Origin of the sequence: Qipengyuania sp., assembly GCF_043423005.1 — a bacterium.
Taxonomy (GTDB): domain Bacteria; phylum Pseudomonadota; class Alphaproteobacteria; order Sphingomonadales; family Sphingomonadaceae; genus Qipengyuania.
This window is the reverse complement of sequence record NZ_JBHWMI010000010.1, coordinates 55644-68308: the sequence shown is the minus strand read 5'-3', so window position 1 is coordinate 68308 and position 12665 is coordinate 55644. Positions and strand designations below refer to the sequence as shown.

Here is a 12665-nt window from a genome sequence, read left to right as displayed (position 1 = left end):
GCGGCCGGCCGCCATTGCCAGCGGTCGGGTCGCGGAGGGCCAAACGCGTTCTCGGCCAGCGGCCGTGCGCGATCGACGCGGAAGCCCGCGCTGCCGAGCAGGCGGATCGCATTGCTCTCTTCCAGTCCGATCGAGATCGGCAGCGCCAGGTCGAGCGTGAAGTGGCGCTGGGCCGGTTGCCGCGCCCGGGCCTCGTGCGCGGCGCGCAGGATCTTTTCCGCCAGATCGACCCGGATCGCCTGCGTGCCGGCCGCACGGTATCCGCTCGGCAAGGACGAAGTCGCGGCGATGACCGGCAACATCGCTTCCTGTAGCGGCCGCCGGTCCACTCCCAATTCGTGCAGCAGGCGGCGGGCGGCGGGTTTGAGCAGCGGCGCCGAATAGATGTCGAGCGCGCCGAAAGTCACGCCAATCTTGCGCAGGAACGGCCGCATCTCCTTGGGCAGATGCTCGATGCCGGCCTGCTCGCGCGTTACATAGCCATGCCCGTGCACCAGATTGAGTAGCAGCGCGCGGGCTTGCGATCCGGCATCGGGGTTGCGGGCGACCAGCTGCATCCGCCGCAAGGGTTCCAGCGGTTCGAGCGCGCTGTCGAGCCACCGCGTAAGGCTGGCCAAAAGTGTCTCGCGCGACTTTTCGGGCAGGGCGGCAAGTTCGGGGGTGGGTTCGATCCGGTGCCGGAACTCGCCCGGCGCAACCTGGACCCGCGCCAGCGGCCGGCCGTCCAGCATGATCGCGCCGTTCGCCAGCGTCACCTGGCCAAGGTCGCCCGTCGCCAGCGCCTCGGCCCGCTCGCCAAGGATGCGCGGCAGCGCCTTTTCCGCCGCCGCCAGCATCATCTTGCGATCGGCATGGTTGGCTGCCTGATCGACGACGAAGCGGAACCCCTCGACATGGCCCAGCCGTTCGCCCTCGACCGTGACGACATTGTTCTCGTCGATTTCGATCGGCAAGATGCCGGCGTCCTGGCCCAGCGATTTCATCAGGATTGACGTCCTCCGGTTGACGAAGCGTTCAGTAAGGCGCGCGTGCAAGGCATCCGAAAGCTTCGCCTCGACTGCGCGGGCCCGCGCAGCCATTTCGTCACGCGCCAGCACCCAGTCAGGCCGCTGGCAGATATAGGCCCAGCTGCGAATCGCCGCGATCCGCCCCTGCAGGGTATCGATGTCGCCGCTCATGTTGTCGAGTTCCGAGATGCGCGCGGCGACGAAATCGGCCCCCAGATAGCCAGCACGCAGATCTTCCCACAGCCGGGCGACGAAGCGGGCGTGAACATCCGGCCCTCGCTGGCGGAAATCCGGGAGCGAGCAGGCTTCCCAGAAACGGCGCACCTGCCCCGGTCCGCGGACGCCTTCGGCCACAGGTTCTTCCGCAAGGCGCTTGAGAGTGGCGAGGTCGATCGCTTCGGGGGCGGAGCGCAGGCCATCGCGCAGCGGTGCCTGCTCGAGGTCGGCAATCAGCCGGGCGATGCTGTCGAAGCGCGGCTCCGCCTCGCGCCAGTAAAGGTGCGTCAGCGGAGCGAAGCGGTGTTCCTCGATGGCATAGACTTCCTCGTCGGTGAATTCCGGCACCTCGCCGGCATCCCCGCCCTTGCCGATCCCGGCAAGAGTGCCGAAGGTGCCGTCGCGCTGGTGGCGCCCGGCCCGCCCGGCGATCTGCGCCATCTCCGCCGGGATCAGGCGCCGGGTGCGCACCCCGTCGAACTTGGTAAGCCCCGCGAAGGCGACATGATTGACGTCGAGGTTGAGGCCCATGCCGATCGCATCGGTGGCGACGATGTAATCGACCTCGCCAGACTGAAACAGCGCGACCTGGCGGTTGCGGGTTTCGGGAGACAAGGCGCCCATGACCACCGCCGCCCCGCCATGGAAGCGGCGCAGCATTTCGGCGACGGCATAGACCGCCTCGGCGCTGAAGGCGACGATCGCGCTGCGTGGGGGCAGGCGCGAAAGCTTGCGCGGGCCGATGTGGGTCAGGGTGGAGAAGCGCGGCCGCTGCGAAATTTCGGCTTCCGGAACGAGACTGCGCACCAGTGGCTCGAGCGTCGCGGCGCCCAGCAGCATCGTCTCCTCGCGCCCGCGGGCATGGAGCAGCCGGTCGGTAAAGACATGGCCGCGTTCGCGATCGGCAGCGAGCTGCGCCTCGTCGAGGGCGACGAAGGCCCGCCCGCCGCCATTGCGCGGCATCGCCTCCACCGTACAGCACAGATAGCGGGCCTGCGGCGGCTCGATCCGCTCTTCGCCGGTTATCAAGGCAACCGCATCGTCGCCCTTGATCGCCCGCACCCGGTCGTAAACCTCGCGCGCGAGCAGGCGTAGCGGAAACCCCATCGCCCCGCTCGAATGGGCGCACATCCGCTCGATCGCGAGGTGGGTCTTGCCGGTATTGGTCGGCCCGAGAATAGCCTTGATCGTGCAGTCAGTCACGCCGACCAAGGTGGCAGCACGTGCCCCGCGCTGCAACTGTCGGCGCACGGCGGAAGGCGGCGGGGACCGATTTAACCGCAAGTTTACCTCGATCGACGAGGATGCCGGAGCTTTCCGCCCACCGGCGGCAATCGCCAGGGCTTCTTGCGGGAGGGAAAAGAACGTGTTTCGCGCAGCCGCAGAGGGGTGCTTGCCCGGGACTCCCGCGCCCGGCGCTGCTGCCGCGCCGTTCGGTCGCAACAGGCGGGCTCTTCCCGTCGCCGGCGCGATGCCGTCACCCCCCTGTGCCGCTGAACCCGCCAAGAGAGGCATGCACGGGCCCAGCCGATTCGGATTGAGCCAGCTGACGCACGATCTCGGCAGCGACATCGGCAGTCGCCGCTGGTTCCGGGGCTTGGCCACGTTTTTCGGCATGACGGCCGGTGCGCTAGCCTTCTGGCCCGGCTTCGCTCCGCTTGAAGCTGCGCCGCTGATGCCGAGCGATGCCGATGTGCGAGGGGAATACCGCCGCCAGGCCATCGCTCCGCTCGCCTTGGGCGCGGACACCGGGCGGCGGATAGGGCCCGGCACGCTGGTGCGCCCCCTCGCCTCGGCACCCGAACGTCCGCGGCTGGAAATGGTGGCCACACTAGGCCGGGGTGACGGCTTCGAGACGATGCTGCGCAGGGCCGGCATGGACCCGGCCGATGCGCGCCAGGTCACGGCGCTTGTCGGCGGCACTGTTGCGGTGGGCGAGATCGAGCCGGGCACGCGGGTCGACCTGGTGCTTGGCCGGCGCCCTGCCGTCAGCGCGCCGCGTCCGCTCGATACGCTCAGCTTGCGCGCGCGGTTCGATCTCGAACTGGCGGTGACGCGGGCAACCCCGGGCGGGCCGCTGGTGCTGGAGCGCAAGCCGATCCGGGTCGACGACACCCCCTTGCGCGTGCGCGGGATCGTTGGCGAAAGCCTCTATCGTTCCGCACGGGCTGCCGGCGCACCGGCGAGTGCGGTGCAGGCCTATCTCAAGGCCCTGACGGATCAGATCGATCTCGAGCGGGAACTGCGCCCCGGCGATACCTTCGACATCATCCTGTCCCACCGCCGGGCCGCGACCGGCGAACGGCTTCCCGGCCAGCTGCTCTACGCCGGGGTCGAGCGCGACGGGCAGCGCAAGGTCCAGCTCATGCGCTGGGGCCGCGAGGGCCGGTTCTTCGAGGCGTCGGGGATCGGCGAGCAGAAGGATGGTCTGATCGCGCCGGTCGCCGGGCCGGTCGGGTCGCGTTTCGGCATGCGGCGGCATCCGATCCTTGGCTATCGGCGGATGCATGCCGGGCTCGATTACCGTGCGCGTCACGGAACGCCGATCGTCGCGGTGACGGACGGTCAGGTTACGGGCGCCGGACGCATGGGCGGTTGCGGCTATGCCGTGCGGCTGCGTCATGGCGGCGCCCTCGACACGCGCTATTGCCACATGAGCCGCATCGCAGTGGATGCCGGACAAAACGTGCGGCGTGGACAGGTGATCGGCTACGTCGGTTCCACCGGCCTGTCGACCGGGCCGCATCTCCATTACGAGATGTATCGCGGCGGCCGTGCGGTCGATCCCGCATCGGTACGCTACGTCACGCGGGCCATGCTGAGCGGCGAGCAACTGGCGCGCTTCCGCGCGACTCTCGCCCGCATCCGCGAAGTCGAGGCCGGTGCCGCTTTCGGCAGCTTGCCCAAGCCCGCCGCCGCGCCGTCAGGACCCCGGCGCGAGATCGACAGGCTCGACTGACGGCGCTTCCATTGCACGAACGGGGCGCAGAGGCGTTGCACGTCCCGCCGCGCTCGGGCATCTGCGGCGCGATGATCCAGGCCAGCTATCCCGCCACCCGCCTCCGCCGGACCCGCAATGCCGGATGGAGCCGCCGTCTCCACCGCGAGACGGTGATGACCTCCGCCGACCTTATCTGGCCGCTGTTCGTGACTTCCGGCACCGGTATCGAGGATCCCGTCGCCAGCCTGCCGGGCGTGTCGCGCTGGTCGGTCGACCGTCTCGCCGATCGGGCCCGCGAGGCGGTGGCGCTGGGCATTCCCTGCGTGGCGCTGTTTCCCAATACGCCGGGCGACCTGCGTAGCGAAGATGGCGCCGAAGCCCTCAACCCCGACAATCTGATGTGCCGCGCCATCAGGGCGATCCGCGATGCCTGCGGCGAGGATATCGGCATCCTCACCGACGTAGCGCTCGATCCTTATACCAGTCACGGGCAGGACGGGCTGGTTGATGCGCACGGCTATGTCGTCAACGACGATACCGTGGCGGTACTGGTCGACCAGGCGATCAACCAGGCGAATGCCGGGGCCGACATCATCGCCCCGTCCGACATGATGGACGGGCGAGTCCGGGCGATCCGCATGGCTCTGGAAATGAACGGGCATCCCAACGTCCAGATCATGAGCTACGCGGCCAAATACGCCTCGGCCTTCTACGGCCCGTTCCGCGATGCGGTGGGTTCGGGCGGCCTGCTGAAAGGCGACAAGAAGTGCTATCAGATGGACCCGGCCAACGCCGATGAGGCCTTGCGCGAGATCGCTCTCGATATTGCGGAAGGGGCCGACAGCGTGATGGTCAAGCCGGGGCTTGCCTATCTCGACATCATCTGGCGTGCGAAACAGGCCTTCGGCATACCGGTTTTCGCCTATCAGGTCAGCGGCGAATACGCTTTGATCGAGGCCGGTGCTGCAGCCGGAGTGGGGGACCGCGAGGCGTTGCTGATGGAAAAGCTCGTCGCCCTCAAGCGGGCCGGGTGCAGCGGTATCGTCACCTACCATGCACCGCTTGCCGCGCGGCTGCTTAATGGCTGAATTTCGCTTCGAGACCGATCGGCTGATCCTGCGCGACTGGCGCGAGGAGGATTGGGCGGAGTTTTTCCGGGTAACGAACACGCCTGCCGTGATGCGGTGGCTCGGCGGGGTGCTGGACGACGAGGGCATGGCGAAACAGCGCGCCCGGGTGGAAGCATGCCGCGCCGCCAATGGCTTTTGCTTCTGGGCGACCGAGCGCAAGGTGGATCGCGCCATTCTCGGCTTCTGCGGCCTGAAACGCGCCGATGCCCCCGGCTCCTCGGTTACCGGCGAGATTGAATTCGGCTGGCGCCTGCGCGAGGATGCCTGGGGCCAGGGCTACGCCAGAGAAGCCGCGACGGCTGCGCTCGGCCTTGCCTTTGCCCGGTTCGGCGCGCGGGAAGTGGTCGCCATCACGGTCGCCGGCAATGCGCCAAGCTGGGGGTTGATGAAGCGGCTGGGCATGCGCCGGCGCGAAGACCTGGATTATGTTGATGCGCGCTACGATCCCCCCTGGCGCGACGGGATCGTCTATTCGATTACCCGCGATGAATGGGAGAGTGCGAGATGAGCGACAGTCGCTCCGGTGTCAGCATCGTGCCGATCAACGGACACGCGCCGTCCATTCATCCCAGCGCCTTCATCGCGCCGGGATGCCGCATCATCGGTAACGTCACCATCGGGGCGGACAGTTCGGTGTGGTACAATTGCGTGCTGCGTGCCGACGTCAGCCACATCGTCATCGGCGAGCGAACCAATATCCAGGACGGGAGCGTCCTTCATTGCGATGGCCCGAGCCCGCAATTTCCCGAAGGTTGCCCGCTTCTCATCGGCGACGACGTGCTCGTCGGGCATATGGCGATGCTGCATGGCTGTACCATCGAGGACCGCGGGTTCGTCGGATTGGGCGCAATCGCGATGAACCGCGCGGTTATCGCGGCCGAGGCGATGCTGGCGGCCGGGGCCATGCTGACCGAACGCAAGGTCATGGGTCCGCGCGAATTGTGGGGTGGCCGCCCGGCCCGCCCGATGCGCCAGCTCGACGATGCGGCCGTCGCAGGCATGCGGCTCGGGGCGGCGCATTATGTCGAAAATGCGAGACGTCATGCCGCGGCGATGGGCGAACCGGGCGCCTCAAGCGGGCCTGCTACACCGGTTCAGTCCTGAATGAGGGAGCGCAGAGCCTCGATGCGATCGGCCTCATGCGGTGGCTTGTCCCAGCGGATGCGGTTGATCCGCGGAAAGCGCATCGCGATTCCCGACTTGTGCCGTTTCGATTCGTGGACGCTGTCGAAGGCCACTTCGAACACGAGGCTGCGATCGGTTTCGCGGACCGGGCCGAACCGGTTGACCGTGCTGCGCCGCACATGCCGGTCGAGCTTTTTCAACTCCTCGTCGGTAAATCCCGAATAGGCCTTGCCGACGGGCAGGAGTTCGGCGCCCGCGTCGGGGTCGCCGTCCCAGCAGCCGAAGGTGTAGTCCGAATAGAAGCTGGAGCGCTTGCCGCTGCCGCGCTGGGCATACATCAGGACGCAATCCACCAGCAGCGGATCGCGCTTCCACTTGTACCAGTAACCCACCCGGCGCCCGGCGATATAGGGGCTGTCGCGCCGTTTGAGCATCAGGCCCTCGATCGCCTCGTCGCGGCTGCCCCCGCGGATTTCGGCAAGATGATCGAAATCCTGCGCGTCGACGATCCGGCTGAGATCGAAATGGGTCGCCGGGAGGCGGGCCATGAGCAGTTCGAGCCGCTCGCGCCGCCCGGTCCAGGGTAGCGCGCGCAGGTCCTCGCCTTCTAGCAGCAGGACGTCATAGAGCCGCACGAAAGCCGGGAATTCGGCCAGCATCTTCTTCGACACGGTCTTGCGCCCAAGCCGCTGTTGCAGCGCATTGAAACTGGCCGCGCCGCCATCCTCCCCGCCCTGATGGGTGCCGCGTACCAGCAGCTCGCCATCGAGCACCGCGTCCATCGGCAGCACCCCCAGGAGTTCGGGGAAGGTTGCCGAAATATCGTCGCCCGAGCGCGAATAGAGCCGGCTATCCCCGCCCGCCCGGACCAGTTGCACGCGGATGCCGTCCCATTTCCACTCGGCAGCATAGTCCGCAAGGTCGACTACCGTTTCCTCCAGCGGATGCGCGAGCATGAAGGGGCGGAACGTGGGCAGGTTGCGGGTGTCCGGCGGCGGCTCTCCCCCCGCCGCCCATGCGAACAGCGGTTCGTACGGCGGGGCAAGGCCGTGCCAGTATTCCTCGACATCATCGACCGCGACGTCGAAGGCTTGCGCAAAAGCGGTCTTGGCGAGGCGGCTGGAGACGCCGATCCGCATCGCCCCGGTCGCCAGCTTGAGCAGGGCGTAGCGGCCGGAGGGATCGAGCCTGTCGAGCAGGCGGGGCAGGTCGGCAACCACGCTCTTGCGGGTCATCGCCGACAGGAGCTCGACCGTTTCGCTGACGCTCGGGGGCGAGGGCGGATGCGGCGGGGCGGGCCACAGCAAGCTGGCCGTTTCCGCGGTATCGCCGACGAAATCGCGGCTCAGGGTCCACAGAACCGGATCTATCCGGTCCTGCATGAGGTTGCGGATGGTGGAACTCTTGACCGCGGGAAAATCGAGACCGTCGCTGAGAGCTGCCAGCGCCCAGCCCCGATCGGGATCGCCGGTCGCGCGCAGGTAGTCCGCGATCAGCCGCAGCTTTTCGTTGCGACTGCGCGTATAGACCAGCGCATCGAGAAGGGCGGCGAACTTCTCCACCTTTAGGTCTTGCCGATGATCACTTCGACCCGGCGGTTCCGGGCCATGCCGGCAGCGTTCTCCTGCCCCTCGGGTGTCATGTTCTGCGCCACCGGACGCGCTTCGCCGACGCCCGTCACGCTCATCCTGTCGCCCGGTATCTGGCGCACGTCCTTGAGATAGTCGCGTACCGCCTGCGCGCGCCGTGCGGAAAGGCGCAGATTGTAGGCATCGTCGCCCTTGCTGTCGCTATGCCCTTCGATGGTGATCCGCGCCCCTGCATCGGCAGTGATCAGCTGGGCCAGCTTGTCGAGCGTAGGGCGCGCCTTGGCGGTTATCTCGGCCTTGTCGAACTCGAACAGGACGTCGCCCGGCAGTGCGATCAGCGTTCCGCGCGCGGTTTCGGTTGCGCCGAGTTCGGACTTGATCGTCTCGATCGCGGTCACGCTGCTGGTCGACACTTGCGAGCCGGCCGACCCGCTGACCCCTCCTGCGGCCGGCGCAGGACCTATCTTCGATTGCGGGATATCGCCCAGCAGCCGCAGATTACTCAGTTTTTTTTTGAGCCGTCGTCCGAAAAGGCCAGGTCGGTAATCGGCAGCGGGATGCGAAATCCGGGACTGGTGGTGTATTCGCTATCAGAGGCGCTGCCCTCGTTGATGAAGAGGGTGGCATTGCCGCCTTGCGGAAGGCGACCGAGGAACACGAGTTCAGCCTGCATTCGCTGCCCGGCAGGAACCAGCAGCCGCGGATTGCTGGTCGGCGGCGATAGATAGAGTTTCGAGCCGTCCCCGGTGACGATGTAGGTGTTCTTGTTGTTCACCCGGTTGAGCGACTGCTCCTGATCATCGCCGTTGATGATCGTGGCGACCACGATCGTTTCGGTCGGCTTTGCCTGAAGCGACGTGAGTTGCAGGACGACGCCGTTGGGATGCGGCTGCTGAATATCCAGCGGCTGCGGTTCGCCGCCGCCGAACAGATTGCCGATCAGGGACGGCCCCTCGGGCGTCAAATCCTGCGCTGCGTCGGGGTCGTTCTCCGCGGCGGAGTCCTCCTCGCGCACGGTACAGGCCGACGCCAAGAGTGCGGGGACAAGAACACCAAGCATCGCAGACTTCATAATCTTTCACCTATTCCGCGATCTGACCGTTTCGACCGACGATGGGGCGGCGTGCCCGCCGGGTCAATCGTCCTCGTCCTCGTAACCGACCAGGGCCAGGGCGCGGGCACGGCGCTGATGCAGCTGGCACCAGCGCAGAAGCGCATCCTCCCGGCCGTGGGTGATCCAGGTTTCCGCCGGATTGACCTCGTCGATCGTCCGCGTGAGTTCGCCCCAGTCGGCGTGGTCCGAGATGATCAGCGGCAGCTCGACGTTGCGCTGCCGGGCGCGCTGGCGCACGCGCATCCAGCCGCTGGCCATGGCGGTGATGGGATCGGGCAGGCGCCGACTCCAGCGATCGTTGAGCGCGCTCGGCGGGCAGATCACGACTGCGCCGCGCATGTCCTCACGGCGATGATCCGCCACCAGCCGCAAGTCGCCAAGATCGATGCCGTGTTCCTCGTAGAGACGGCACATCCGCTCCATCGCACCGTGGAGATAGATCGGTGCGTGGTGCCCGGCCCGGCGCAGTTCGGCGATCACCCGCTGCGCCTTGCCCAGCGCATAGGCACCCACCAGCACGCAGCGATCGGGATGGGCGGCGAGGCGATCGAGCAGTTTAGCCATCTCATCCTCGATCGGCGGATGCACGAAGAGCGGAAGGCCGAAGGTCGCCTCGGTGATGAAGATATCGCACGCCATCGCCTCGAACGGCGGGCAAGTGGGATCGGGGCGGCGCTTGTAATCCCCGGTCACGACGACCCGCTCGCCGGCATGCTCGAACAGGATCTGCGCGCTGCCCAGCACGTGGCCAGCGGGAATATAGGTCGCATCCACCCCGCCCGGCAAGCGAATCGTTTCGCCATAGGCGACCGGGACGGCGCCGTCAGAAGTCGCGTAGCGCAACTTCATGATCGCCAGCGTTTCGGGCGTGGCGACGGTCTGGCCGTGGCCGCCCCGCGCATGGTCGGCATGGCCATGCGTGACGAGCGCCGAGGCCACCGGCTTCGACGGATCGACCCAGCAATCGGCCGGCACGATATGGATGCCGTGCGGTTCCGGCCGGATCCAGGAAAACGGTGCTGCCATCTGTGGATTCAAGTGCGACGGCGCGCGAACCGTTCCCGGCCCCGCGCCGCCCGTGACCCGGTCAGCCTTCGTTTTCGCCGCGTTCTCCGGCCGCGTCCGTTTCGGCGTCTCCCTCGCCCGGCGCGGCGTCCGCGCCCTTGCGGCGCGCAGCAGCCGTGCCCTTGGCCTTGGGCGGGGCAGGCGTCACCTCGAAGGAAGGCTTGCCATCCTTGACCGTCACCTGAACCTCACCCCCGTCGGTCAGCTTGCCGAACAGCAATTCCTCGGCAAGCGGCTGCTTGATCTTCTCCTGGATCAGGCGCGCCATCGGCCGCGCACCGTAGAGCCGGTCATAGCCCTTGTCACCGAGCCAGGCGCGGCTTTCCTTGTCGAACTGGATGTCGACGTTCTGCTCGGAAAGCTGCAACTCGAGCTGAAGGATGAACTTGTCGACCACCCGCCCGACCGTCTCCTTGCCGAGATAGGCGAAGGGCACGATCGCATCGAGCCGGTTGCGGAATTCCGGCGTGAACATCCGCTTGACCGCCTCCTCGCTCGCATCTTCCTTGCTGACGTCGCCGAAGCCGATGCCCTGCCGGGCCATGTCGGCAGCGCCGGCATTGGTCGTCATGATGAGAACGACGTTGCGGAAGTCGACCGTCTTGCCGTGATGATCGGTCAGCCGGCCGTTATCCATCACCTGCAACAGGATGTTGAAGAGGTCGGGATGCGCCTTCTCGATCTCGTCGAGCAGCAGGACGCAGTGCGGGTTCTGGTCGATCGCATCGGTCAGGAGCCCGCCCTGGTCGTAGCCGACATAGCCCGGAGGCGCGCCGATCAGCCGGCTGACCGAGTGCCGCTCCATGTATTCCGACATGTCGAAGCGCTTGAGTTCGATCCCCATGATGCTGGCGAGCTGACGCGCGACCTCGGTCTTGCCGACGCCGGTGGGTCCGGAGAACAGGAAACTGCCGATCGGCTTGTCGGGATCGCGCAGGCCCGCCCGGCTGAGCTTCATCGCGGTTGAAAGGACCTCGATCGCCTTGTCCTGCCCGAAGACGACATGCTTGAGGTCGCGCTCGAGATTTTCCAGCGCCTTCTTGTCATCGCTGCTGACGGATTTGGGCGGGATGCGCGCCATCGTCGCGATGACCGCCTCGATCTCGCGGCTGGTGATCTTCTTCTTGCGCTTGGACGGCGGCACCAGCATCTGCATCGCGCCGACCTCGTCGATCACGTCGATCGCCTTGTCGGGCAGCTTGCGGTCGTTGATGTAGCGGGCCGACAGTTCCACCGCGGTGCGGATCGCCTCGGGCGTGTACTTGACCTTGTGATGGTCTTCGAAGGCGCTGCGCAGCCCCTGAAGGATCTTCACCGTATCCTCGACCGTGGGTTCATTGACGTCGATCTTCTGGAACCGGCGCAGCAGCGCTCGGTCCTTCTCGAAGTGGTTGCGGAACTCCTTGTAGGTGGTCGAGCCGATGCAGCGGATCGCCCCGCTCGAAAGCGCCGGCTTCAGGAGGTTCGAAGCGTCCATCGCCCCGCCGCTGGTCGCGCCGGCGCCGATCACGGTATGGATCTCGTCGATGAAGAGCACCGCATCGGGCATTCCCTCGAGCTCGTTCACGACCTGCTTCAAGCGCTCCTCGAAATCGCCGCGATAGCGGGTACCGGCGAGCAGTGCGCCCATGTCGAGCGAGTAGATCACCGCATCCTTGAGCACCTCGGGCACGTCGCCCTCGACGATCTTGCGCGCCAGACCCTCGGCGATGGCCGTCTTGCCGACGCCCGGATCGCCCACATAGAGCGGATTGTTCTTCGACCTGCGGCAGAGAATCTGCACCGTACGGTCGACTTCGGGGCCGCGCCCGATCAGCGGATCGACCTTGCCGTCCTCGGCCTTCTGGTTGAGGTTGACGGTGAACTGGTCGAGCGCGGTTTCCTTCTTCTCGCCCGCCTTGGCCTGCTCGCCTTCCGTCTGGCGCTGCTCGGTACCCGGCGCCGCCTTGCCCTCGATCTGCCGGCCGCCCTTGCCGATGCCGTGGCTGATGAAACTCACCGCATCGAGCCGGCTCATGTCCTGCTGCTGGAGAAAATAGACGGCATAGCTGTCCCGCTCGGAGAACAGCGCGACGAGGACGTTCGCCCCGGTCACCGTATCCTTGCCCGACGACTGAACGTGGAGGATCGCGCGCTGGATCACCCGCTGGAAACCGGCGGTCGGCTGGGGCTCGGATCCGTCGGGCGAGCGGATCGACTGGTATTCCTGCTCGAGATATTGCCGGACAACGGCGCCCAGCTCGTCGAGATCGACCCCGCACGCACCCATCACCTGTGCCGCATCCTCGTCATCGATCAGCGCCAGCAGAAGGTGTTCGAGCGTCGCATATTCATGATGACGCGCGCCGGCGTCGATCAACGCGGCGTGGAGGGTCTTTTCAAGATTGGCTGCGAAACTGGGCATCGATGGTCATCTTTCGTGAGGAACTGGCAGAAGGTCGCAAAGCGCCGAACCAAGGTCTGTCGGACGGGGGCGGG

Annotated in this window: 10 protein-coding genes; 4 read left to right on the top strand and 6 right to left on the bottom strand. The window is 66.7% G+C overall.

What is annotated here, in order from left to right:
• A partial coding sequence (locus tag ACHFFA_RS02050) for a helicase-related protein (RefSeq protein WP_394269178.1) occupies positions 1-2354 on the bottom strand: 2354 nt, incomplete at its 3' end.
• Between the two features lie 406 nt (positions 2355-2760).
• On the opposite strand from ACHFFA_RS02050, the gene ACHFFA_RS02045 reads away from it, so the two are divergent.
• The 4 genes from ACHFFA_RS02045 (at position 2761) to ACHFFA_RS02030 (ending at position 6398) form a co-directional block, all read left to right on the top strand.
• Positions 2761-4182: a M23 family metallopeptidase gene (locus ACHFFA_RS02045; protein WP_394269176.1), complete on the top strand. Its 1422-nt coding sequence runs from the start codon at positions 2761-2763 to the stop codon at positions 4180-4182.
• 71 nt (positions 4183-4253) lie between these two features.
• The gene (gene hemB / locus ACHFFA_RS02040; RefSeq protein ID WP_394269175.1) at positions 4254-5252 is read left to right on the top strand and encodes a porphobilinogen synthase; all 999 of its coding nucleotides are present in this window, start codon (positions 4254-4256) and stop codon (positions 5250-5252) included.
• Positions 5245-5802, top strand: coding sequence for a GNAT family N-acetyltransferase (locus ACHFFA_RS02035; RefSeq protein WP_394269174.1), 558 nt, complete (start codon positions 5245-5247; stop codon positions 5800-5802). The genes hemB and ACHFFA_RS02035 overlap by 8 nt, the downstream gene beginning before the upstream one ends.
• Complete coding sequence (locus tag ACHFFA_RS02030) at positions 5799-6398, top strand: gamma carbonic anhydrase family protein (RefSeq protein WP_394269173.1); 600 nt, start codon at positions 5799-5801, stop codon at positions 6396-6398. The genes ACHFFA_RS02035 and ACHFFA_RS02030 overlap by 4 nt, the downstream gene beginning before the upstream one ends.
• Here the strand turns inward: ACHFFA_RS02030 and ACHFFA_RS02025 are convergent.
• The 5 genes from ACHFFA_RS02025 to clpA all read right to left on the bottom strand — a co-directional run bounded on the left by ACHFFA_RS02025 (position 6389) and on the right by clpA (position 12591).
• The gene (locus tag ACHFFA_RS02025; protein ID WP_394269172.1) at positions 6389-7981 is read right to left on the bottom strand and encodes a cisplatin damage response ATP-dependent DNA ligase; all 1593 of its coding nucleotides are present in this window, start codon (positions 7979-7981) and stop codon (positions 6389-6391) included. The two genes, ACHFFA_RS02030 and ACHFFA_RS02025, sit on opposite strands and share 10 nt — an antisense overlap.
• Before the next feature lie 2 nt (positions 7982-7983).
• Complete coding sequence (locus ACHFFA_RS02020; RefSeq protein WP_394269171.1) at positions 7984-8421, bottom strand: OmpA family protein; 438 nt, start codon at positions 8419-8421, stop codon at positions 7984-7986.
• An 89-nt stretch (positions 8422-8510) separates the two neighbouring features.
• Entirely contained in the window at positions 8511-9080 is a 570-nt protein-coding gene (locus ACHFFA_RS02015; RefSeq protein ID WP_394269170.1) for a hypothetical protein, read from the bottom strand.
• A 63-nt stretch (positions 9081-9143) separates the two neighbouring features.
• Entirely contained in the window at positions 9144-10148 is a 1005-nt protein-coding gene (locus ACHFFA_RS02010; RefSeq protein WP_394269169.1) for a ligase-associated DNA damage response exonuclease, read from the bottom strand.
• A 61-nt stretch (positions 10149-10209) separates the two neighbouring features.
• Positions 10210-12591, bottom strand: coding sequence for an ATP-dependent Clp protease ATP-binding subunit ClpA (gene clpA / locus ACHFFA_RS02005; protein WP_394269168.1), 2382 nt, complete (start codon positions 12589-12591; stop codon positions 10210-10212).
• Positions 12592-12665: the final 74 nt, after the last annotated feature.

Coding starts and splice junctions, on each gene's coding strand:
- ACHFFA_RS02030 (WP_394269173.1), top strand. CDS start 5,799: ATGAGCGACAGTCGCTCCGGTGTCAGCATCGTGCCGATCAACGGACAC.
- ACHFFA_RS02015 (WP_394269170.1), bottom strand. CDS start 9,080: ATGAAGTCTGCGATGCTTGGTGTTCTTGTCCCCGCACTCTTGGCGTCG.
- ACHFFA_RS02010 (WP_394269169.1), bottom strand. CDS start 10,148: ATGGCAGCACCGTTTTCCTGGATCCGGCCGGAACCGCACGGCATCCAT.
- ACHFFA_RS02035 (WP_394269174.1), top strand. CDS start 5,245: ATGGCTGAATTTCGCTTCGAGACCGATCGGCTGATCCTGCGCGACTGG.
- hemB (WP_394269175.1), top strand. CDS start 4,254: ATGATCCAGGCCAGCTATCCCGCCACCCGCCTCCGCCGGACCCGCAAT.
- clpA (WP_394269168.1), bottom strand. CDS start 12,591: ATGCCCAGTTTCGCAGCCAATCTTGAAAAGACCCTCCACGCCGCGTTG.